Annotated in this window: 20 protein-coding genes and 6 tRNA genes; 9 read left to right on the top strand and 17 right to left on the bottom strand. The window is 70.7% G+C overall.

Annotated elements, in window-relative coordinates; all coding sequences use genetic code 11:
• From ACZ4WS_RS10210 to ACZ4WS_RS10190, 5 genes are all read right to left on the bottom strand, one after another.
• Positions 1-870, bottom strand: a complete 870-nt coding sequence (locus tag ACZ4WS_RS10210; RefSeq protein WP_467978957.1) for a carbohydrate ABC transporter permease — start codon at positions 868-870, stop codon at positions 1-3.
• Positions 867-1,838 carry a carbohydrate ABC transporter permease gene (locus ACZ4WS_RS10205; RefSeq protein WP_467978956.1) on the bottom strand — a complete coding sequence of 324 codons (972 nt, stop codon included), beginning with the start codon at positions 1,836-1,838 and terminating at the stop codon, positions 867-869. The genes ACZ4WS_RS10210 and ACZ4WS_RS10205 overlap by 4 nt, the downstream gene beginning before the upstream one ends.
• Positions 1,838-3,124, bottom strand: coding sequence for an ABC transporter substrate-binding protein (locus ACZ4WS_RS10200; protein ID WP_467978954.1), 1,287 nt, complete (start codon positions 3,122-3,124; stop codon positions 1,838-1,840). The genes ACZ4WS_RS10205 and ACZ4WS_RS10200 overlap by 1 nt, the downstream gene beginning before the upstream one ends.
• Before the next feature lie 809 nt (positions 3,125-3,933).
• Positions 3,934-4,005 (bottom strand) — tRNA-Val (locus ACZ4WS_RS10195).
• A gap of 82 nt (positions 4,006-4,087) precedes the next feature.
• The gene (locus ACZ4WS_RS10190) at positions 4,088-4,522 is read right to left on the bottom strand and encodes a TIGR02611 family protein (RefSeq protein ID WP_467978952.1); all 435 of its coding nucleotides are present in this window, start codon (positions 4,520-4,522) and stop codon (positions 4,088-4,090) included.
• 191 nt (positions 4,523-4,713) lie between these two features.
• On the opposite strand from ACZ4WS_RS10190, the gene ACZ4WS_RS10185 reads away from it, so the two are divergent.
• A complete protein-coding gene (locus tag ACZ4WS_RS10185) occupies positions 4,714-5,127 on the top strand; it encodes an SsgA family sporulation/cell division regulator (protein ID WP_003959770.1) in 414 nt (137 codons plus the stop codon).
• A 232-nt stretch (positions 5,128-5,359) separates the two neighbouring features.
• The gene (locus ACZ4WS_RS10180) at positions 5,360-5,917 is read left to right on the top strand and encodes a CGNR zinc finger domain-containing protein (RefSeq protein ID WP_467978951.1); all 558 of its coding nucleotides are present in this window, start codon (positions 5,360-5,362) and stop codon (positions 5,915-5,917) included.
• Positions 5,918-6,002: 85 nt separating this feature from the next.
• Here ACZ4WS_RS10180 and ACZ4WS_RS10175 read toward each other — a convergent pair whose 3' ends face one another.
• Both ACZ4WS_RS10175 and ACZ4WS_RS10170 read right to left on the bottom strand, forming a co-directional pair.
• Positions 6,003-6,155: a hypothetical protein gene (locus ACZ4WS_RS10175; RefSeq protein WP_010988207.1), complete on the bottom strand. Its 153-nt coding sequence runs from the start codon at positions 6,153-6,155 to the stop codon at positions 6,003-6,005.
• 154 nt (positions 6,156-6,309) lie between these two features.
• Positions 6,310-6,756 carry a hypothetical protein gene (locus ACZ4WS_RS10170; RefSeq protein ID WP_467978949.1) on the bottom strand — a complete coding sequence of 149 codons (447 nt, stop codon included), beginning with the start codon at positions 6,754-6,756 and terminating at the stop codon, positions 6,310-6,312.
• A gap of 281 nt (positions 6,757-7,037) precedes the next feature.
• On the opposite strand from ACZ4WS_RS10170, the gene ACZ4WS_RS10165 reads away from it, so the two are divergent.
• Positions 7,038-7,562, top strand: a complete 525-nt coding sequence (locus tag ACZ4WS_RS10165; RefSeq protein WP_467978948.1) for a DsbA family protein — start codon at positions 7,038-7,040, stop codon at positions 7,560-7,562.
• A gap of 3 nt (positions 7,563-7,565) precedes the next feature.
• Here the strand turns inward: ACZ4WS_RS10165 and ACZ4WS_RS10160 are convergent, their stop codons facing one another.
• Genes ACZ4WS_RS10160 through ACZ4WS_RS10150 form a run of 3 tightly spaced genes read right to left on the bottom strand, consistent with a single transcriptional unit; the run spans position 7,566 to position 10,305 of the window.
• Positions 7,566-8,390 carry a GNAT family N-acetyltransferase gene (locus ACZ4WS_RS10160; protein ID WP_467978946.1) on the bottom strand — a complete coding sequence of 275 codons (825 nt, stop codon included), beginning with the start codon at positions 8,388-8,390 and terminating at the stop codon, positions 7,566-7,568.
• A gap of 53 nt (positions 8,391-8,443) precedes the next feature.
• Positions 8,444-9,265, bottom strand: a complete 822-nt coding sequence (locus tag ACZ4WS_RS10155) for an aminotransferase class IV (protein ID WP_467978944.1) — start codon at positions 9,263-9,265, stop codon at positions 8,444-8,446.
• On the bottom strand, positions 9,262-10,305 hold the full coding sequence (locus ACZ4WS_RS10150) for a chorismate-binding protein (protein ID WP_467978942.1): 1,044 nt from the start codon (positions 10,303-10,305) through the stop codon (positions 9,262-9,264). Before ACZ4WS_RS10150 ends, ACZ4WS_RS10155 begins: the two co-directional genes overlap by 4 nt.
• A gap of 156 nt (positions 10,306-10,461) precedes the next feature.
• Between ACZ4WS_RS10150 and ACZ4WS_RS10145 the strand changes: the two genes are divergently transcribed.
• The 5 genes from ACZ4WS_RS10145 (at position 10,462) to ACZ4WS_RS10125 (ending at position 10,933) form a co-directional block, all read left to right on the top strand.
• A tRNA-Gly gene (locus ACZ4WS_RS10145) sits at positions 10,462-10,534 on the top strand.
• A 39-nt stretch (positions 10,535-10,573) separates the two neighbouring features.
• Positions 10,574-10,647, top strand: a tRNA-Cys gene (locus ACZ4WS_RS10140).
• Between the two features lies 1 nt (position 10,648).
• Positions 10,649-10,720: transfer RNA gene (locus ACZ4WS_RS10135), tRNA-Val, on the top strand.
• Positions 10,721-10,746: 26 nt separating this feature from the next.
• Positions 10,747-10,818, top strand: a tRNA-Val gene (locus tag ACZ4WS_RS10130).
• Positions 10,819-10,858: 40 nt separating this feature from the next.
• Positions 10,859-10,933, top strand: a tRNA-Val gene (locus ACZ4WS_RS10125).
• A gap of 123 nt (positions 10,934-11,056) precedes the next feature.
• On the opposite strand, the gene ACZ4WS_RS10120 is transcribed toward ACZ4WS_RS10125, so the two are convergent.
• From ACZ4WS_RS10120 to ACZ4WS_RS10105, 4 genes are all read right to left on the bottom strand, one after another.
• A complete protein-coding gene (locus ACZ4WS_RS10120) occupies positions 11,057-11,356 on the bottom strand; it encodes a TFIIB-type zinc ribbon-containing protein (RefSeq protein ID WP_467978941.1) in 300 nt (99 codons plus the stop codon).
• A 74-nt stretch (positions 11,357-11,430) separates the two neighbouring features.
• Positions 11,431-12,369, bottom strand: a complete 939-nt coding sequence (locus ACZ4WS_RS10115; RefSeq protein WP_467978940.1) for a phosphotransferase — start codon at positions 12,367-12,369, stop codon at positions 11,431-11,433.
• Between the two features lie 205 nt (positions 12,370-12,574).
• On the bottom strand, positions 12,575-12,784 hold the full coding sequence (locus ACZ4WS_RS10110; protein ID WP_467978939.1) for a hypothetical protein: 210 nt from the start codon (positions 12,782-12,784) through the stop codon (positions 12,575-12,577).
• Between the two features lie 199 nt (positions 12,785-12,983).
• On the bottom strand, positions 12,984-13,259 hold the full coding sequence (locus ACZ4WS_RS10105) for a hypothetical protein (RefSeq protein ID WP_060902353.1): 276 nt from the start codon (positions 13,257-13,259) through the stop codon (positions 12,984-12,986).
• 196 nt (positions 13,260-13,455) lie between these two features.
• Here ACZ4WS_RS10105 and ACZ4WS_RS10100 point away from each other — a divergent pair, with 196 nt between their 5' ends.
• Positions 13,456-14,769, top strand: coding sequence for a serine/threonine-protein kinase (locus ACZ4WS_RS10100; RefSeq protein WP_467979268.1), 1,314 nt, complete (start codon positions 13,456-13,458; stop codon positions 14,767-14,769).
• Positions 14,770-14,954: 185 nt separating this feature from the next.
• On the opposite strand, the gene ACZ4WS_RS10095 is transcribed toward ACZ4WS_RS10100, so the two are convergent.
• From ACZ4WS_RS10095 to cobT, 3 genes are all read right to left on the bottom strand, one after another.
• Complete coding sequence (locus tag ACZ4WS_RS10095) at positions 14,955-15,773, bottom strand: TrmH family RNA methyltransferase (RefSeq protein WP_467978937.1); 819 nt, start codon at positions 15,771-15,773, stop codon at positions 14,955-14,957.
• A 64-nt stretch (positions 15,774-15,837) separates the two neighbouring features.
• Positions 15,838-17,070, bottom strand: coding sequence for a uroporphyrinogen-III C-methyltransferase (cobA, locus tag ACZ4WS_RS10090; RefSeq protein ID WP_467978936.1), 1,233 nt, complete (start codon positions 17,068-17,070; stop codon positions 15,838-15,840).
• Positions 17,071-17,314: 244 nt separating this feature from the next.
• Positions 17,315-21,196: a nicotinate-nucleotide--dimethylbenzimidazole phosphoribosyltransferase gene (cobT, locus tag ACZ4WS_RS10085; protein WP_467978934.1), complete on the bottom strand. Its 3,882-nt coding sequence runs from the start codon at positions 21,194-21,196 to the stop codon at positions 17,315-17,317.
• Positions 21,197-21,516 lie beyond the last annotated feature (320 nt).

The raw sequence follows: 21,516 nt of genomic DNA, 5'->3' as shown, positions 1-21,516 counted from the left end.
TCAGCCCTTCAATCCGGAGGTCGCCATACCGTCGATCAGGTACCGCTGGAAGGCGAGGAAGAACAGCAGCACGGGCAGCAGCGCGACCAGCGACATCGCGATCATGCCGCCGTAGTTGGCGACTCCCTCTTGGTCGCGGAACATCATCATGCCCAGCGAGACCGTGTACTTGCTGGGCTCGTTGAGATAGATCAGCGGGCCCATGAAGTCGTTCCAGGCGTTGATGAACGTGAAGATCGCACTGGTGATGAGCGCGGGCCGGCACAGCGGCAGCACGATCGACCAGTAGATCCGCAGGTGTCCGCACCCGTCGAGCCGGGCCGCCTCGTCCAGCTCGCGGGGCAGGTTCCGCATGAACTGCACCATGAGGAAGACGAAGAACGCCTCGGTGGCCAGGTACTTGCCGATCAGCAGCGGTACGTAGGTGTTGACCAGCTCCATCTTCTGGAACATCACGTACTGCGGAATGAGCAGCACGTGGTACGGCAGCAGGAGCGTGCCGATCATCAGCGAGAACAGCAGGTTCCGCCCGGCGAACCGGATCTTGGCGAAGGCGTACGCCGTCAGCGAGCAGGAGATGAGGATGCCGACGACGGAGCCGAGCGCGTAGAAGAGGGAGTTCTGGAAGAACGTGGCGATCGAGATGTCCGCGATGCCGTCGGCCAGCCCCTTGAAATTGCCGAGGATGGGGCTGGTCGGGAACAGGTCCAGGCTGCCGATGATGTCCCGGCTGGGCTTGAACGAGGCGCCGAGGACCCAGATGACGGGGTAGAGGACGACCGCGAGGACGGCCAGGGCCCCGATGTGCCAGGCGAGTGATCCGGAGCGCTTGCGGCCGAGGGCCAGGGATTTGGTCGTGGCGCTGCTCATCGGGCGTCCTCCTCGTAGTGCACCCACCGCTTCTGCGACCAGAAGAGGACGGCCGTCACCAGCGCGACGGCGAGCAGCAGCATCCAGGCCATGGCGGAGGCGAAGCCCATCTGGGACTCCTTGAAGCCCTTCTGGTACAGGTAGCAGGTGTAGACGAGCGTGGCGTCGGCCGGTCCGCAGGTGGCGTTGGAGACCACGTACGCCGAGCCGAAGATCTGGAACGAGTGGATGGTCTCCAGGAGCACGTTGAAGAACAGCACCGGCGAGATCATCGGCAGGGTGATGTTCCAGAACCGCCGGAAGGGTCCCGCGCCGTCCACCTCGGCTGCCTCGTACAGCTCCTTCGGCACCTGCTTGAGCCCGGCGAGGAAGATCACCATGGGCGCGCCGAACTGCCAGACGGTAAGCGCGACCAGGCTGTAGAGCACCCAGTTCGGGTCACCGACCCAGCCGCCCGTGTGGAAGCCGAAGAACGACTGCGTACGGTCCACGATGGCGTCGTCGGAGAAGAGCGCGCGCCAGACGAAGCCGACGGAGACGCTCGCGCCGATCAGCGACGGAGCGTAGAACGCGGCTCGGTAGAAGGCCTGGCCGCGACGGCTCTGCGCGAGCAGCAGGGCGACCCCGAGCGCGAGCAGCAGCTTGAGCGGCGTGCCGATGATGACGTACTTGGCCGTCACCTCGACCGACTTCTGCCACCGTGGATCGTCGAACATCTTGGTGAAGTTGTCGAAGCCGATCCACTTCGGTGAATTGAACAGGTTGTAGTCGGTGAACGCGAAGTAGAGCGAGGCGACCATCGGGCCCGCGGTCAGCAGCAGGAAGCCGGCGATCCACGGGGACATGAAGAGATAGCCGGCGAGATTCTCCCGGCGCCCCCGCCGCTTTACGGCGGCGGGGGCCACGGAGCGCATCTCCGGGGCGTCGGGCGGAGAGGAGTCCTTGACGAGCGTCACTGCGGTTCCCATCAGGAGGCGAGGGCGGTCTTCGCCTCGGAGAAGAACTGCTTCACCGCATCGGAGACCTTGGTCGTGCCCTGCGACATGTCACCGCCTATGCGCAAGAAGGCGGACTCGACGGTGTCGGCGCCGGCCGGGTGCGGAGTGATGGTGCCGAGCACACCGGTCGCGGCGACATCCGTCTCGTACTGCGCGATCGCCTTGTTGGGGGCGTCGGTCGGCTTGTACGCCTCGAACTGCTCGGTGGTCGCGAGGATGCCGCGGTCGTAGCCCATGATCTTGCCGACCTCGGGGTCGTGGACCATGAAGTTGATGAACTGGGCGACTTCCTTGGGATGCTTGGTGCGCGCGGAGGCGCTGAGCATCAGGGAGGCGAGGTACTGGCCGGTCTGCTTGCCGTCCGTCGTCGGGATCGGCGCCAGGCCGTAGCTGCTGTCGCCTTCCGCCGTGTAACGGACCGTGAAGTTGTCCCAGGTGAACTCGGAGGCGGCATGCCCGGCCGAGAGGGAGGACTTGGGCTTGTCCTGCTCGACCCGCTTGGGGTCGGTGATGATTCCGGCCTTGACGCGGTTGTAGCCGTCCGTCCACCACTCCGTCAGGTCGGCCTCGTCGAAGCCGAGTCCGTCCTTGGTGAAGAACGCCTTGTCGTTCTGCCGGAGGTAGAGGTCGTACAGGTACATGATGCTGAAGTAGCCGGTGTCGCCCGCTATCTTCTGCGTGTCGTGGATCTTCTTGAGGGCAGCGAAATACTCGTCCCAGGTCCAGCCCTGCTTGGGCTTGATTCCCGCCTTCTCAAACACCTTCTCGTCGATGACAAGTGACATGGTGTTGGATCCGACTGGAATGCCGAGCTGCTTTCCGTCGACCTGTCCGACCTTCTCGACTCCGGAACGGAAGTTTTCCAGGCTCAGATTTCCGGCGTCTATCTGGGACTTGAGGTCGAGCAGCACGCCTCGCTTGTCGTACTTCCGCAGAAATCCGACGGCGTTCTGGAATACGTCCGGCGGATTTCCACCGGCGGCCTGGGTCTGGAACTTCTCCCAAAAGGCCACATAATCCTGGAAGTCCGTCTTCACCTTGATCTTCGGGTACTTCTTCTCGAAGAGCTTGATGGACTGATTGATCCTCTTCGCCCGCTCGTCGGCACCCCACCAGGCGTAACGGATCGTCACCGTCCCGTCCCCCGAGCCGCTGTCCCCACCGCAGCCCGTCGTTGCGGCCAGCCCCAGCGTGGCCAGCGACGCCCCGGCCGCCTTGAGGACCGTCCGCCTCTCAACACTCCCATTTGTTCCCACAGTCGGGCCTCCTCGCGCCGTCGTCGCCGCCTGCATGAATCGTTTCAAGTAAGCGCTTGCTGGCACAAGGTACGGAGGGCTTTCGGGCGCGTCAATGATTCGGACAGGAATTGATGTGATGCGGCTTGCCTGCGCGGCGGCGAGGGCGGAGGGTCGGGGCGCGCCGACGGGGGCAACTGCGCAGGTCGGGCACGTGCGGTCGACCTATCGAACGGGATGCGGCGGGTTGGGCAAGTTGGGGGCGGGGCTGAAAACGATTGGGGGGACCGTCGACTTCGGCGCCCCGGTAACAGGCCGTCGCCTTGGACACCGCCCACAACAGGCCGTCGGGCTTGGGCACCGCCCGCAACAGACCGTCGGCTTCGGCGCCCAACAGGCCGTTGACTTCGGCATCCCGGGAACAGGCCGTCGGCTTGCCTGCACCGACAAGCGACCGTTGACTCCGGTACACAGCAACAGGCCATCGGCTCCGACGCCCCAGCAACCGACTGTCGGCCTCGCCGCCCCATCAACCGCCCGTTGACGTTTCGCCGTCCCGTCGGCCGGGACGCCCCACCGACGTATGCCCGTCCGCGCCCTCCGGCCGACGTCAACTCCGGTGCTCCAACTGGCCCAACGCGGCATCGCGCCCGCTCCGGCCAGGCGACCGCCGGCACCCTCGCTGGGCCAGCTCCCAGACCCCGGCCAGCAACACCCCGCCCCTGGGGGCGCGGGCGGCGAAGCCCCCGCCACCCGCGGCGCAGCCGCGGAAAAACGACGAAGGCGACCCGGTCCACGCTTTCCGTGGACCGGGTCGCCTATCGTGTGTGTGGGCGATACTGGGATCGAACCAGTGACCTCTTCGGTGTGAACGAAGCGCTCTCCCGCTGAGCTAATCGCCCGGGCGCAGGGAGAACATTACCCCATGTCAGGGGGTGGCTTCGACCAGCGGAGAGACCCTCGGAGCGGTACCCGAGGACCCCGTCACTCCTTGATGTTCCAGGGCATCTCGAGGCCGAACTTCCAGACGTAGACGGCGACAAGGGCGGCGATGATCACGAGGCCGACGGTCGTCAGGATGATGTTGCGGCGCCGCACCTCGGGGTCGAGCGCCCGCTGGGTCGCCTCCGTCACCTTGCGCTTCGTCCAGCGGAGCACCAGCTGTGCCCAGACGAACTCGGTCGCCCAGATCGCCATACCGCCGAAGATCACCAGCCAGCCGGGCCCCGGCAGCGGAAGCATGATCACGCCCGCGACGACCACCGCGAGCCCCACGACGAAAACGCCCACCTGCCAGCTCAGGTGCAGCGCGCGACGCGCCTTGATGAATTCCGGCGCCCGCGACCCGAGCGCCCGCTCGTCCTTCGTCCCGCCGTCAGCCGTGGCGACCTCGCCCGGCTCGTCACTCCCCGTATTCATACGGCCAGACCCTACCCGAGAGAAACCGGTCACCGGAATGGCCCTATCCGGCGAACGCACCCTCGGCCGGAAGAGTTACGTAAAGGCACGCAAAACACTCAGAGGGGTTTACAACGGCACCGTAGGTGGCATGTCGATTTCGCCGACGTGCGAATCCCCGAGCGCACACTGAGCGAAAGGCCCTGGCGCTTATGAACACCACGGTCAGCTGCGAGCTGCACCTGCGCCTCGTTGTGTCGAGCGAGTCCTCACTGCCTGTTCCCGCAGGACTGCGGTATGACACGGCCGATCCCTACGCCGTGCACGCCACCTTCCACACCGGAGCCGAGGAAACCGTCGAGTGGGTGTTCGCCCGCGACCTCCTCGCCGAGGGCCTGCACCGGCCCACCGGTACCGGCGACGTCCGAGTCTGGCCGTCCCGTAGCCATGGCCAGGGCGTCGTATGCATCGCCCTGAGCTCCCCGGAGGGCGAGGCCCTGCTCGAGGCCCCTGCGCGGGCCCTGGAGTCATTCCTGAAGCGAACGGACGCCGCCGTGCCCCCCGGCACGGAACACCGGCACTTCGATCTCGACACGGAGCTCTCACACATCCTGGCCGAGAGTTAGCGAGACACCACAGAGCCGCCCGGCGCCGTCCACTCGGGGAGACGGCTCGGGCCTAGACAACCGCATAGGGCACAACCGCAAGGGCACAAACACCGGCGCCGGCGCCGCGGACCTCCGCGGCGGCGGCGCCGGTGCGTGCCCCGCGCCCGCTCCGCCCGCACCGGGAAGCCACTACCATCGGCCAGCATCGGGGGGGGGCCCCCCCGACCCCCCAGGCCAGGGAGAGCGAAACGTGCTGATCACCCACGACACCCGGTGTGCCCTCGACACCGTGGTGGATCTGGTGAACACCGCACCGGAGGATCACACGACGGACGGACTCGCGGATGTCCCGTCCCTCGCCGATTTCGTACGAAAGCACGAGATCAGCGATGTCGGTGTGCTCTCGGAGCACGATCTCGCGGCCGTACGCAAGGTGCGCGGCCGGTTCGCCGGGATCTTCGCCGCCGAGGACCCGCGGATCGCCGCCGGACTCATCAACGAGCTGGTCGCCGCGGCGGGCACCACGCCCCGGCTCACCGACCACGACGGCTACGACTGGCATGTGCACTACTTCGCGCCGGGCGCCTCCGTCGCCGACCACCTCGCGGCCGACTGCGGGATGGCGCTGGCCTTCTTCGTGGTCGCCGGGGAGCAGGAGCGGCTGCGCCGCTGCGAGGCCCCGGACTGCCGGCGCGCCTTCGTCGACCTCTCCCGCAACCGCTCCCGCCGCTACTGCGACAGCCGCACCTGCGGGAACCGCCTCCACGTGGCCGCGTACCGGGCACGGCGGAAGGAAGCGGCGGGCTGACGGACGTACGACCTCCGGCGCGAGGCATGGAGGTGGCGGACTGACGGAGCCCTCGGCGGGTGACGCCAGGGGCTCCGTGTACGGCTCAGAGCAGCAGCAGGTCGTGCAGCGAAGCCATGAGCAGCAAACAGCCGATCACCGCAAGGAAGATCATCAGCGGCGGCTGGGAGAGCGCGAAGAGACAACCACGCCGCTCCTCGGGCGGGGCGGCGGTGTCGCTCTGTGTTGTGTCCAGCATCTCGCGGTGATGATGGCGCAGCCGACGCCCTCGGCGCGATCAACACGCCCGGAAAATGCGGGAGTTCGCCGGATCATGTGACGGACGCGCTCGAATGTGAACGCTTCCGCACGCTCCGTGAAACCCCGCTGAAGCCTTGTGTCGTTTCAGTCGGTCATATGCCGTGCTTCTTCAGGATGGCTTCGATGTCGCTGAAGTCCTCCCCGGAGCCGGTGGCGCGGGGCGTGGCCGCGGGCCGGGCGGCCGGGCGGGAGCCCTGGCCGAGCGAGGGCGCCGAGGCCGCGGGGGCCACCGCCTCGCGCTCGGCGGCAGCCCTCGCCGCCTTGCGTTCCTTCCGCGTCCCGCCGCCGCGCCGCTCCACGACCCGCGTGGTCATGAACAGCAGCCAGGAGCCGCCGAGCACGATGAAGCCCGCCCACGCGGTAGGGCTGAACGCGGTGTCGGCGATCCAGCCGACCACGCCGGTCATCACCAGGCCGACCGGCACGAGCGAGTAGGCGGCGATGCGGGTGGCCGCGAGGAAGCGCTTGCGGTAGGCCGTGACCGCGGCGATGCCCAGGCCGGCCGCGGAGACGGCGGAACAGACAGTCTCGGCAATCATCCGGTCCTCCAGGCAGAGCTCGGTCGGGCAGGGTCGGTTCGTCCCTTCCATCCTGCACCGCCCGACGCCCGGTATGCCATGCTCCGGGCGGACCTCAGGGACATCTCCGGGTCGGGGTCCTTCCCAGGTCCCGGTCCGCGTGCAGACGCGATGTCTTCGGCCCGCGTGCACAGACGCCGTCTTCGGCCCGTGTGCGGAGACTGCGGCTTCGGCCCGCGTGCAGAGGCGGCGTCCTCGGTCCCGGTTGGGTCGCCCGCGCCGGGGCTGGGAGACTGGGCTCCATGAACGACTTCTCCTCCGCGCGCCCGGCCGCCGCCGTCCTGGACGTCTGGTGCGAACTCCAGTGCCCCGACTGCCGCAGCGCCCTCGCCGACCTGCGCGCGCTGCGCGCCCGCTACGGCGACCGTCTGGAGCTGCGGCTGCGGCACTTCCCCCTGGAGAAGCACAAGCACGCCTTCGCCGCGGCGCAGGCCGCCGAGGAGGCCGCGGAGCAGGGCCGCGCCTGGCCGTACGTCGAGGCGGTGCTCGGCCGGGTCGAGGAGCTGGACCGTAAGGGAGAACCCCTCCTGGTCGAGATCGCCGGTGAACTCGGCCTGGACGCCGAGGAGTTCGACACGGCCCTGATCGACGGCCGGCACATCCTGATCGTCGACGCCGACCAGGCCGAGGGCAAGGCCATCGGCGTGACCGGCACGCCGACGTACGTCATCGGCGGCGAACGCCTCGACGGCGGCAAGAGCCAGGAGGGCCTGCGCGAGCGGATCGAGGAGATCGCCGACCGGTTGCTGGCCGAGCAGGAGGCGTAACGCCTACAGCAGGTTCTTGTAGAGGTGGAGCATCGTCGTCCCGTAGCCGAGTGACTCGTAGAGCCGCTCGGCCGGGGTGTTCCCCGCGAAGACGTTCAGGGCGATGCGGTCCTTCCCGGCGGCCACCGCCTGGGCCTCGGCCAGCAGCATGAGCGTACGACCGTGGCCCTTGCCGCGGTGTCCGGCGTCTGCCTCGACGTTGTACACGAAGGCGGCCCCCGCCCGCTCCCCCACCCACAGGGAGCCGACCACGGTCCCGTCGTGCTCCAGCACGCGCAGCGTCATCCCCTCGGTGGCCGGACCGTCCGGCAGCAACTCGGCATGGTCCCGCTCCGACTTGGCGTACGCCTCCGCCTCGGGCACTCCGCGCTCGATCCAGCTGCGGGCATACCCCTCGTGGCTGAGCTCCAGCCACCGTTCGTACTCGGCCTCCGTAAGGGAACGGCCCAGGCTCCCGGCGGGCAGCGCGGGCGGCGTCTCGCCGAGCGGCTTTTCCATGCTTCGGTTGCGTGTCACGTAACCGAGCGCGGTGATCAGCCTGACAGCGGCCTCGGCATCGGCGGGGACCGACGCCTCGATCCGCTTGCAGCCCCAGCCGCGCGCCACTTCCTCGGCTGCGAGCGCGGCCACCGTGCCCCGGCCACGACCGCGGTCCGGCTCCTCGATGCGGAGATCCGCGATCCGCGCGACGGAGGGCCCGAAGACGGGATGCGTGGCGAGGCGTATCGCCCCCACGGGACGGCTGTTCACACACACTTGGTAGTGGCGCGAGCGCGTCCCGTCGGCGGCGTGCTGAAGCGGCTCGGTCGGCCGCAGGGTGGTGGTCATCAGGGGTGTTTTACCCGCTGTGGAGTCCGAGGTCAGCTGATTTTGTCCAGCCTTCAGGGATCGAGGTCGTCCCCGGCCCGCTCGTCGAAGATCCGCATCGCCTTGGCGGTCACCGGGCCCGGCGCGCCCGGGAGTTCACGGGCGTCGACCCGGTGCACGGCCTGCACGTCCCGCAGCGTGGACGTCAGGAAGACCTCCTCGGCACGCTCCAGGACATCCAGCGGCAGGTCGGTCTCCTTCGCGCCGGTCCACTCGACGGTGAGCGCACGCGTGATGCCGGCGAGGCAGCCGGAGGCGACCGGCGGGGTGTGGATCTCGCCGTCGAGGACGACGAAGACATTGGACCCCGTGCCCTCGCACAACTGGCCCACCGTGTTGGCGAACAGCGCTTCGGAGGCGCCCTGTTCGCGCGCGCGGGCCAGGGCGACGACGTTCTCGGCGTACGAGGTGGTCTTGAGGCCCGTCAGAGCGCCGCGCTCGTTGCGGGTCCACGGGACCGTGACCGCGGCGGTGGAGTCGGGGCGCCGGGCGGACTCGCCGACGGCGACGACCAGGGTCGGACCGTGCTCACCCCGGTCCGAGCCGAGCGGGCCATGACCACCGGTGTAGGTGATCCGCAGTCGGCCGAGCGGCATCGGGTTGGCGTCGAGGACGGTGGCGCAGGCGCGGCGGACCTCGTCGAGGTCGGGCTCGGGCAGGCCGAGGCCGCTCGCCGAGCGGACCAGCCGGTCCAGATGCCGGGTCAGCGCGAACGGCCGCCCGTCGACCGCCTTCACGGTCTCGAAGATGCCGTCGCCGACGGTCAGTCCGTGATCGAAGACGGAGACGCGGGCGGACTCGATGTCCTGCAGCCCGCCGTCGAGCCAGATCTTCACGTGAGAGTCCCTCCACTTGCCTCGTACACACCTGACGCTACCGCGAGCAGCCGGGCGGCCTTCAGCTCGGTCTCCCGCCACTCCCCCTCGGGGTCGGAGCCCCAGGTGATGCCCGCGCCCGTACCGAACCGCAGGACACCTTCCGCCCGGTCGATCCAGAAGGTGCGGATACCGACGGCGAGCTGTCCGGTGCCGCGGTCGGCGTCGACCCAGCCGATGCCTCCGCAGTAGGGGCCGCGGGGCACGGTCTCCAAGGCGTCGATGATCCGCAGGGCGCTGGACTTGGGGGCGCCGGTGACGGAGCCGGGCGGGAAGGCGGCGGTGAGCAGTTCGGGCCAGCCGGCACCGGAGCGCAGCTCGCCGTGGACGGTGGAGACGAGATGGACCAGGCCCGGGTGCTTCTCGACGACACAGAGGTCGGGGACGGTCACGCTGCCGGTGGCACAGACCTGTCCCAGGTCGTTGCGGACGAGGTCCACGATCATCACGTTCTCGGCGTAGTCCTTCTCCAAGAGGTCCGCCTCGGTGCGTCCGGTGCCCTTGATCGGGCCCGAGTCGACGCTCCGGCCGTCGCGGCGCAGGAAGAGTTCGGGGGAGGCGGTGGCTATTTCGACGCCCTGGCCGGGCAGGCGGATCGTTCCGGCGTACGGCGCCGGGTTGCCGCGCGCGAGCAGGGCGGTGAGCGCGTCCACGTCGGCGTCGGGGGCCACCGGCGCCGACAGCACGCGGCAGAGGTTCGCCTGGTAGACCTCGCCGGCGGCTATGTGCTCGCGGATGCGGCGGACGCCCGCGGTGTACGCGGCGCGGTCGAGGGACGACTTCCAGTCACCGGTCGCGGGGCCCCGCCACTGCCCCGGCACCGGCGCGGGCACCCGCTCCTCCCGTACGTCCTGGAAGCGGGCGCAGGTCACACGCCCCTCGAAGTCGGCCGAGACGGCCCAGAAACCGGTCGAGTCCAGGGCCGCGGGGTCGCTGGTGACATCGAGGAGACCGGTCGCGACGAGGCCATCGAAGCGGGCGAGAGGAGGGAGGTCGGACACGCAGTCGAGTCTAGGGCGGGTGACCTGCGGGTGCCCTGACCCTGTCCTGGAGCGGACGCAGCGCAGCACGCTGCACAAACGCGTTTTTGTGCTGGCCCCGGAATCCGCTAGAGTTCAACACGTCGCCGGGACGCGCAAGCGGGCCGGAAACGACAAGCGGACGTAGCTCAGTTGGTAGAGCGCAACCTTGCCAAGGTTGAGGTCGCCAGTTCGAACCTGGTCGTCCGCTCGCAGGAAGTGGGGGATCTTCCCGAACCCCTACACTCCTGGTGGAGTGGCCGAGAGGCGAGGCAACGGCCTGCAAAGCCGTCTACACGGGTTCAAATCCCGTCTCCACCTCCAAGGACGATTAGCTCAGCGGGAGAGCGCTTCCCTGACACGGAAGAGGTCACTGGTTCAATCCCAGTATCGTCCACTGGATCTTCTCGAAGATCTGAACCCGCGCGATTAGCTCAGCGGGAGAGCGCTTCCCTGACACGGAAGAGGTCACTGGTTCAATCCCAGTATCGCGCACGCAGCACCAGCAGTAAGCGTGGCTCCGGCCTCGTGACCTGCGCGATTAGCTCAGCGGGAGAGCGCTTCCCTGACACGGAAGAGGTCACTGGTTCAATCCCAGTATCGCGCACCAGCCGAAGCCCCCGGCCGTCTCGTACGGTCGGGGGCTTTGTCGTATCCGCGCATACGGCGGCGTCGTCGTATGCGCGGATACGACGAAGGGGCTCCTCCACTCGGGAGGAGCCCCTTCGCTCGTTCAGGACGAGAAGAGCATGTGGCCGAAGCTCTTGTGGCGGTGGTGGCCGCCATGGCCGCCGTAGTGACCGCCGTGTCCGCCGTGCTGCGGGGCGCCCCAGGCGGGCGCGGGAGCCGACGGGTACGCCTGCGGAGCGGCCGGGGGCTGCGGCGCGGGCTGGGACCACTGGCCCTCCAGGCGGGTCAGCGCCTCCAGCTCGCCGTAGTCGAGGAATATCCCGCGGCAGCCGCTGCACTGCTCGATCTGGACACCATTGCGGTTGTACGTGTGCATCGGCGCATGGCACTTCGGACACTGCATGCTCGGCTCAACTCCTCGCCGGTCGGTACTGCTTCCGCCAGGACAGACTCCGCCCGGCTTCGGTCGGTTGCACCCTACGTCGCGAAACCGTGCGCCAACTCGGGCGGGACGGTGCCCATTCGGTCACAGGCGTCGATCACGGCCTGCTGCACCTCGTCCAACGGGTCGTCCGCCGCGACGGACTTCGCGATCGCCAGGGCCGCGGTCTGCACGGTGAGGGCGCGGGCGGCGACGTCCAGGGCGGGCCACGGGTCGCCGTCGGCGGGGACCGCAGGGCCGCCCGCGCGCTGGTAGGCGGTCAGGAAGCGGAGCCACTCGTCGGGCGGGAGCAGGCCGCAGGCGTACCAGGCGGCCGGGCGGGCCAAGTCCCAGGCAGGCGCGCCGACGCCCAGGTCGTCGACGTCGATGAGGAGCCAGGGGCCGGTGCGCGCCGGGTGGCGTACGAGCTGGCCGAGGTGGAGGTCGCCGTGGCACAGAGTGGTCGACGCCGGCATGGGGGCTTCGGCTCGGGCCCAGGCCGGGAGGCCGGCCCAGGCGCGCAGGACCGGGGCGGCGGCCGGGTGCGGGCCGGCCGCCCGCAGCCGGGCGATCGCCCGGGCCGCCTTGACGGGGCCCCGCATCGGCGGCAGGCCGTCCGGCGCGGGCGTCCGGTGCAGGCGGGCCAGCAGGGTGGCGGCCGCCTCCCAGGGGGCCGCCTCGGGGGTTTCCGGGTCGACGGGGCTGCCGTACGGCCAGCAGGTCACCAGACGGCCGTGGAGGTCGACGGGGTCGGAGTGGAGCGGAGCGAGGAGGACGCCCGCGAGGGCGGGGTGCGCGGCGACCGCCAGGCGGCGGGAGAGTTCCACGGGGTCCGTGCCGGGGGCGTGGGCCTTGGCGACGGTGCCGGCGTGACGGACGACGGTGCCGTCCCGCCTGTCGGCGAGCACGGTGTCCGGGTGTGCGCAGGCGGTACCCGCCGGGTGGGCCGCGCCGCGCGCCTCGGCGGTCAGCGCGGGCAGCACATCTGCGGTCACGGGTCCCCCTGGGGTGCGTTCGGTACCCCGCGAGCGTACGCAGAGTTTCGTCCCACCCCAGCCCCCGGTGACGTACGGGAAAAGCAATGCCCGCGCAGCTCCCCAGCTGCGCGGGCATTTGTGCCGTCCGCCGCACCCCCGTCCCCACGGGGTTTCATGGCCGGATGTCCCCGCCCGGACCGCTCTTCCGGGCCTGGGGCGCCGCTCAGCGCCCCAGCATCACGCCCACGGACGACGCTTGTGTGACCACTGACTCCCAGCCGCCGAAGACGACTACGAGCAGGGCCGCCAGGGGAAGGACCATCGCTGTCGCCACCAGTGGATGGCGCTGACCCTGGCGGCGGGTGCCGAACGTGGCGGTGTACGCCTTCCGTCCCTGCGTGCGGAGCGCTGTCCGCGGTGCCGTGTGGGCCATGGTCCCTCTCCTGACCGAGCTTCTGTTGTGGTTGGCAGCGGCGAGTGTCTGACCTCGGGGGACGAGTGCTGCACCCGCCGCTTGACCTCAAATCTAGGCGCACGGCGGAGGTGGGTCGTCATGCCCTCGTACCGATTGCCGGGCCTCCCGGAGGATGAGCGATGACCTGCGGTGTACTCCCCTGGGTGGAGATGAGGACCTAGGTCTCAGGGTCTTCCCGGAGGGGGCGCCCGGTGTGCCCCGACTGTTCCGAGCTGTCCTCCCTGGGGACCGGCTGCTCGACCAGCGCCAGCACCCGAGTCGCCATGAAGCGGGCGGTGCGCACCACTGATCCGCTTCGGGTGACTTCGCTCACTTCCACCACACCGCGGCGCACCGCCGTCTCCACCCGACGGCCCGCCCTGCTCGCCACCACCTCGTACGTACGCGTCGTGTCCCCGGCGTCCACGACTATCTCCACGCGATCACCCTTCACGGGTCCAATCCCCCTTCTGCGACGGATGGTTGGGATCATGGGCGGTCCAAAACCGCCCTGTTCGCACGTTCCCTGACCACCTTTCAAGTTTCCCACCCGGCACTGACAATCGATCGGACCGTGAGGGCGCGGCCTCTGCACGCTCCCGGCCGCGTAAACGTAAGCTATGGATCGTCAAACGGACCGGGCAGCGGGGATGGACATGGCGATGATGCGCCTGAGGCGCGAGGACCCGCGTGTCGTCGGCTCGTTCAGGCTTCACAGGCGGCTCGGCGCGGGCGGGATGGGCGTTGTCTACCTGGGTTCCGACCGGCGCGGCCAGCGGGTCGCGCTGAAGGTGATCCGACCGGATCTGGCGGAGGATCAGGAGTTCCGGTCGCGGTTCGCACGCGAGGTCTCGGCGGCACGACGCATCAGGGGCGGGTGCACGGCCCGGCTGGTCGCCGCCGATCTGGAGGCGGACCGGCCGTGGTTCGCCACGCAGTACGTGCCCGGTCCCTCCCTGCACGACAAGGTCGCCGAGGAAGGGCCGCTGTCGGCGGCCGATGTGGCCGCCGTCGGCGCGGCCCTCTCCGAGGGGCTCGTCGCCGTACATGAAGCCGGTGTCGTGCACCGGGATCTCAAGCCCTCCAACATCCTGCTGTCCCCGAAGGGGCCGCGGATCATCGACTTCGGCATCGCCTGGGCGACGGGGGCGAGCACGCTCACCCACGTCGGTACGGCCGTCGGGTCGCCGGGGTTCCTCGCCCCCGAGCAGGTGCGCGGTGCCGCCGTCACTCCGGCCACGGATGTCTTCGCGCTGGGGGCCACCCTCGCGTACGCGGCGACCCAGGACTCCCCCTTCGGACACGGCAGTTCCGAAGTGATGCTCTACAGGGTGGTGCACGAGGAGCCCCAACTGCACGGCGTTCCGGACGCCCTGGCTCCGCTCGTCAAGGCATGTCTGGCGAAGGACCCCGAAGAGCGGCCCAGCACGCTCCAACTGTCCCTGCGACTCAAGGAGATCGCGGCCCGCGAGGCACAGGGCATGGCGGATGCACGTCCGCCCGCGCCGCGCACCGATCCCGACCGGCCGACGGGACGCCTCGCCGAGCAGTACGCCGAGCAGCGCACCCAGCGCCGCCCACAGGGCACTCCCCCGCCGCGCACGGGCGGGACGAACGGCGGCTCGCGGTCGGGGGCGCGCCCGGCGCCCGCGCGGAACACCGGCCGCTCCGGCAGCAGGCCCGCACCCCGCAGTGGCGCCGGACGTCCGGCGCCCCGGACCACCGGCACCGGTCGGCGGCCCGCCAACCCGCGGCTGCTGCGCCAGCGGCTCTTCGTGTTCGTCGTGGTGACGCTGCTCGTCGCGCTGGGCATCGCGGCGGCACAGGGGTGTCAGGGGCCGGCGCGGGGGCTGGACGACGGGGGCGTGCGGAAGGACGTACGACAGGAGCAGTCGTACGAGCCGCTGTCCACCGGGGAGTTGATGGCGGAGCAGTACCGGAGCGACGTCCGGAAGGACGGTTAGACGCGGTTGGCCGCTGTCCGGCGTCTGATGGACCGGGCAGGCTCTCGGGCCGCTTGAGGGCCTGCCATCGCGAGGCAGGCGGAACTATGACGACAGGCCCTGGGGCCCGTCCGGCGGGTCAGGTCCGAGGAAAGCGACGGCATCTGATCAGCGCCGTGCCTCCGGACATGTTCCGCCGGACAGGCCTAAGCCTGCGGGCGGCCCGTCGCCACCGCGTAGAACGCGACCGCGGCCGCCGCGCCCACGTTGAGCGAGTCGACGCCGTGGGCCATCGGAATGCGGACCCATTCGTCCGCCGCCATCAAGGCCTTCGTGGACAGGCCGTCGCCCTCCGCGCCCAGCATCAGCGCGACCCGGTCCATGCGGTGCGGGGCCGCCTCGTCGAGAGACTTCGCCTTCTCGTCCGGTGTGAGGGCGAGCAGGTTGAAGCCGGCGTCGCGAACCGAATCCAGGCTCTTGGGCCAGGAGTCGAGACGCGCGTACGGGACCGAGAAGACCGCCCCCATGGAGACCTTTACGGACCGGCGGTAGAGCGGGTCCGCGCAGTCCGGGGAGAGCAGGACCGCGTCCATGCCGAGGGCGGCGGCGGAGCGGAAGATCGCGCCGATGTTGGTGTGGTCGTTGACCGCCTCCATGACGACCACCCGGCGCGCGGACTGCAGCAGCTCCTCCGCCGTGGGCAGCGGCTTGCGCTGCATGGAGGCGAGCGCGCCACGGTGCACGTGATAGCCGGTGACCTGTTCGGCGAGGTCCGGGCTGACCGCGTACACCGGGGCCGGGAGTTCGTCGATGACGTCGCGCATGACGTCGACCCACTTGGCGGAGAGCAGCATCGAGCGCATCTCGTACCCGGCGTCCTTGGCCCGTCTGATGACCTTCTCGCCCTCGGCGATGAACAGGCCCTCGGCGGGTTCGCGCTTGCGGCGCAACTCCACGTCGGTCAGGCCCGTGTAGTCGCGCAGACGCGGGTCGTCGGGGTTCTCAACGGTGATGAGATCGGCCACAGGGTGATACTGCCTTGTCCTGGGTGCGGTGCCAACGGCTGGGAAGAGGTCGGGTTACCCGTGGTTACTCGGGGAGCCCGGCGCCCACGTTCACGACGTCGCCGATGACGATGACGGCCGGGGGCTTCACATCCTGAGAGCGTACGGTGTCGGCGACCGTCTCGAGCGTGGCGTCGACGCGGCGCTGAGCCGCGGTCGTGCCTTCCTGGACGAGGGCGACGGGGGTGTCGGCCGCCTTGCCGTGGTCCATCAGCGTACGGGCGATGGCGCCGATCTTGTCCACGCCCATCAGGATGACGAGCGTGCCGCGCAGCTTGGCGACCGACGGCCAGTCGACCAGGGAGCGCTCGTCGTCGGGGGCCACATGGCCGCTGACCACGGTGAACTCGTGGGCGACTCCGCGGTGAGTGACCGGGATGCCCGCGGCGCCCGGGACCGAGATCGAGCTGGAGATGCCGGGGACGACCGTGCAGGAGATGCCCGCCTCGGCGAGTGCCTGGACCTCCTCCATGCCGCGGCCGAAGACGAACGGGTCGCCGCCCTTGAGACGGACCACCGACTTGCCCTGCTTCGCGTGCTCGATCAGCGCGTTGTTGATGGCCTCCTGGGCCATGAAACGGCCGTACGGGATCTTCGCCGCGTCGATCACCTCGACGTGCGGCGGGAGTTCGGCGAGCAGGTCGCGCGGGCCGAGGCGGTCCGCGATGACCACGTCGGCCTCGGCGAGGAGGCGACGGCCGCGGACGGTGATCAGGTCCGGGTCACCGGGACCGCCACCGACCAGTGCGACGCCGGGGGTGCGGGTGCGGTGGTGAGGGGCCACCAGGGTGCCGTCGCGGAGGCCCTCGACGACGGCGTCGCGGATCGCCGCGGTGTGGCGGGGGTCGCGGCCCCGGGCATCCGTGGTGAGTACGGCGACCGTCACGCCCTCGCTGTGGCCCGTGGCCGGGGTCCAGGCCGTCGCCGCGTCGGCGTCGTCCGAGCGGACGCACCAGACGCGGTGGCGCTCCGCTTCGGCGGAGGCTTCGGTGTTCGCCTTGTGGTCGCTGGTGGCGATCAGGGCGTACCAGGCGTCCGCCAGGTCGCCGTCCTCGTACGGACGCCTCGTCCAGGTGATCTCGCCCGCGTCGGCCATCGCCTCTACGGACGGGGTCGCCTGCGGTGAGACGAGGTGGATGTCCGCGCCCGCCGCGATGAGCGCGGGGAGGCGGCGCTGGGCCACCTGGCCGCCGCCGAGGACGACTACGCGGCGGCCGGTGAGGCGGAGGCCTACGGGGTAGGCGGGGTGTTCGGCCATGGAGGTGCGGCTCCCTCGTGCGGGGTGGTGCCAGGCGGGGCCTCTGCGGCTCTGGAGTGGCCCCTGACATGCGGATTTTAGAGTGCAGGGCCGGTGGGGGCTGGGGTGGGTGGGGGTTCTTTCCCCAAGCCCGCCCCTTCCCGAAACCGGGGGCTCTGCCCCCGGACTCCCAGCGTGCAGGCCGGTGGGTCGGCTGTGGGGAGTCGTTCCACCCCAGCGGAAGGACTGCCCACAGCCGTAAGGCCTACTTCTCAGTTACCCCCGCCGAATCGAACGTCGCCACCTCGTGCATCGCCCTTGCCGCGCTCTGGACCACCGGGAGGGCCAGGAGAGCGCCCGTGCCCTCGCCCAGGCGGAGGTCGAGGTCGACCAAGGGGCGCAGGCCCAGCTTGTTCAGGGCCGCCACGTGGCCGGGCTCGGCGCTGCGGTGGCCCGCGATGCAGGCAGCCAGGACCTCAGGCGCGATGGCGCGGGCCACGAGGGCCGCGGCGCCGGCGCTGACGCCGTCCAGGATCACCGGCGTACGCAGGGAGGCACCGCCGAGCAGCAGGCCGACGATCGCCGCGTGTTCGAGGCCGCCGATGGCCGCGAGGACGCCGATGGGGTCGGCCGGGTCGGGCTGGTGGAGTTCGATGGCGCGGCGTACGACCTCGGTCTTGCGGGCCAGGGTCTCGTCGTTGATGCCGGTGCCCCGGCCCGTCACCTCGGACGGGTCGGTGTCCGTGTAGACGGAGATCAGGGCCGCCGATGCCGTGGTGTTGGCGATGCCCATCTCGCCCGTCAGCAGGGCCTTGTTGCCCGCCGCCACCAGGTCGCGGGCCGTCTCGATGCCCACCTCGATGGCCGCCGTGACCTCCTCGCGCGTCATCGCGGGGCCGGTCGTCATGTCGGCGGTGCCCGCACGGACCTTGCGCGGCAGCAGGCCCGGGGTCGCCGGGAGGTCGGATGCGACGCCCACGTCGATGACGCAGACCTCGGCGCCCACCTGGTTGGCAAAGGCGTTGCAGACCGCGCCGCCGCCCAGGAAGTTGGCCACCATCTGGCCGGTGACCTCCTGGGGCCACGGGGTGACGCCCTGGGCGTGCACACCGTGGTCGCCCGCGAAGATCGCGACGGCGGCCGGCTCCGGGATCGGCGGCGGGCACATCCGGGACAGGCCGGAGAGCTGGGCGGAGATGATCTCCAGCATGCCGAGCGCGCCCGCGGGCTTGGTCATCCGCTTCTGGCGCTCCCACGCCTCGCCGAGCGCCTTGGCGTCCAGCGGACGGATGTTGGAGACCGTCTCGGCGAGCAGGTCGTGCGGGTCCTCACCGGGCAGCGCGCGACGGCCGTACGTCTCCTCGTGGACGACCCACGACAGCGGGCGGCGCTTGGACCAGCCCGCCTGCATCAGCTCGGGCTCGTCCGGGAACTCGTCGACGTAGCCGACGCAGAGGTACGCCACGACCTCCAGGTGCTCGGGCAGGCCCAGGGCACGGACCATCTCGCGCTCATCGAAGAAACTCACCCAGCCGACGCCGAGGCCCTCGGCGCGGGCCGCGAGCCACAGGTTCTCGACCGCGAGCGCGGAGGAGTACGGGGCCATCTGCGGCTGCGTGTGGCGGCCCAGGGTGTGGCGGCCGCCGCGGGTCGGGTCGGCGGTGACGACGATGTTCACCGGGGTGTCGAGGATGGCCTCGATCTTCAGTTCCTTGAACTGCTTCGCGCGGCCCTTGGGGAGCGACTTCGCGTACGCCTCGCGCTGGCGCTGGGCGAGTTCGTGCATCGACCGCCGAGTGTCGGCGGAGCGGATGACGACGAAGTCCCAGGGCTGGGAGTGGCCGACGGACGGCGCGGTGTGCGCGGCCTCCAGGACGCGGAGCAGCACGTCGTGCGGGATCGGGTCGCTGCGGAAGCCGTTGCGGATGTCGCGGCGCTCGCGCATGACGCGCAGTACGGCCTCGCGCTCGGCGTCGTCGTAGCCGGGGGCCGCCGGGCCGGTGGACTCTCGTACGTCTTCCACTGCGGCCGTGCTCTCTTCCTGGTCGGCGACCCGGGTGTCCAGGTCCTCCGCTTGCTGTGCGACTACGGGCTCCGGGTCCGCGGCGCGCGGCTCCGGTACGGGGGGTGTCTCGATCTCAGTCTCGATCTTGGTCTCGGTCTCGATCTTGGACTCGATCTCGGTTTCGGCCGCGCGCGGGCTCGGCACGACTACCGGAGCGATGGGATCCGCTTCGACGGCGGGCGCGTCCGGGGTTTCCTCGGCGGTCTCCTCGGCGAGCCCGGCGATCGGGTCGGTGACCTGCTCGGTGACCTGCTCGGTGATCGGCTCGGCGGGGGCGGGCGCCACCGTGATCACCTCCTCCGCGGGCTCGTCGGCCGTGGGCTGCTCCTCCGCGGGAAGGGGCGGCACGGTCATGGCGTGCGGCGGGGTCGGGGCCAGGTGCGGGGTCGTCGGCACCGTGCCCTCGACCGGCACGAACTGGCCGAGGGTCTGGTCCGCGTGCGGCTCCGAGGCGGCAGGCGGGAACCCGGAAGTGCCCGCGGGCTCGCCGGGGAAGTGCTCGCCGTGCGACTGGCCCGTGGCCGCCTGGGGCGCCTCCGCGTGGGCGCCCACACCTACCGGCACGCCGTACAGCGGCTCGGCGACGCCGGGCTCGGAGAACGCGGCGGGCTCCGCGAACTGCGGCGCCGGGAAGGCTTCGAGGCCGTGGACCGCCCGGCCGTGCGAGGCGTCCACGGAGAGCGCGGCCTGCGCGTCCTCGCGAACGTGCGGGGCCTCCGCCACGAGCGGCTGCGCGGCGTACGCGGGCTGCGCGACCTCTCCGTGGGATCCCGTGTCCGCGAACTGAGCGGCGGGTTCCGCGATATGGACACCGGGGTCCGCGAACTGGGCGGCCTGGGCCGGGAACTGGGCCGGGAACTGGGCCGCGGACTCGGCCGGTGCGGCTTCGTGTGCGTCCTGCCCCACGGAGGCCGGGCCGGCGAGCTGCGGCGGGGCCGCGTGCGCCGACTGCGGGTCCTGCGCGGGTGCGAGATCCTGTACGAGGTCCTGCCCGAGGTCCTGGACGGGGGCGAAGTTCTGAGCGGGGACCGGCTCCTGCGCGGGTGCGAAGTGCTCGCCGTCCGGCGTGACCTGCGCCTGAGCGGCGGCGTGTACGGGTGCCACGGCGTGGGCGGGCACGGCGGCGTCACCGGCGTGCCCGGTGTCGTCCGCCGACTGTGCGGGGTGCGGGACATCCGGGGCCGCCGGGAAGGGCGTCGCGTCCGGGACCTGCGGGGCATGGGGGTCCAGTGAGCCGTCCAGGGAGGGCGCGGCCTCGGGGGCCTGCGCGCCTGCCGGGGCCTGGGGAGTGAGGGAATTCTCCGCCGGCTCCGGAGCCTGGGAAACCTGCGAGGCCTCCGGGGCATGGGCGACCTGAGCGGCCTCCGCGACCTGGGACGCGTGCGCGAAAGCCGGGACCTCAGCGGCCTCGGCGCCCTGCGGCACCTCCGCGCCCAGCGCCTCCACGCTCTGCGCCACCCCAGGAACAGCCCCGTATTCGGGCCCTGCCACCGGGCCGACCGTTTCTGCAGCCACCGCCTCGGGGCCCATGGGCGGAGCCCCCCACGGCACCGCGCCCTGCGGCGGGATGTCGCCGAGCGACGGCACATCGAGATACTCGGGCCCGATCGTCGGCGGACCGGCGTGCCGTACAGGCTCCACGGGAGCGGCCGCGGGCGCCGCAGCGACGGGAGCGGGGCTCACCGGCGCACCCGCGGGCCCACGGTCGGCGAGCGAGCGCACCGGGCTCGCGGAGCCGTCCGGGGTCGGCGGACCGAGGTGCAGCGGGCGGCGCGGCGGGATCGACTGCGGGGCGGGCGCCTGTTCCGCAGCGCGGACGGCGCCGAGGTCGACCGAACCGCTGTCCCGGCCGGCCATCTCGTGCGGACCCGGCTCGTGGAGGAGCGGCTGCGGGGCCGGCGGCGCCACCTCGTTGCCCCACGCGCCCTGTGCGCCAGGCATCAGGAGCAGGTCGTCGTCATCGGCGGGGTTCTCGGAGGGGTCGAGGTAGGTGTACGCGCCCGGCGCGGGGACGCCCGGCTGCTCCACCATGCCTGCGTTCTCCGGCAGTCCCTCGCCCGGGACCTGGCCGGTGTCGGTCATGCGTACCCCTCGCCCATCGGTTAGTGCTTCCAAGTCCAGCTCGCCCGGAACGGCGCACCGACCGCCCCACAGTGAAGAACGAGCGTGCGTGCCCAGCGGCACGAACGACCGGCCAAGAAAGACGACAAAGCCATTAACTGGCATTGTTCCGGTCGTCCGGCCCTCGCGACAGCTTGATCCGCGACGGCCCGCTGTGGACTGCGCCACGTTGCGCGTCCTCCGGTTCTGCCGTACCACACACGCCTCAAAACGGGCGCGTTTTCCGGACATTGACCTACGAAAGGCCGATCCCCCGAGAGCGGTACAACGATCGGCCAGCC

Source organism: Streptomyces sp. NPDC029292, from assembly GCF_055569295.1.
Note: the sequence above shows the minus strand (reverse complement) of the source record. Positions and strands in the feature narration are given on the sequence as shown.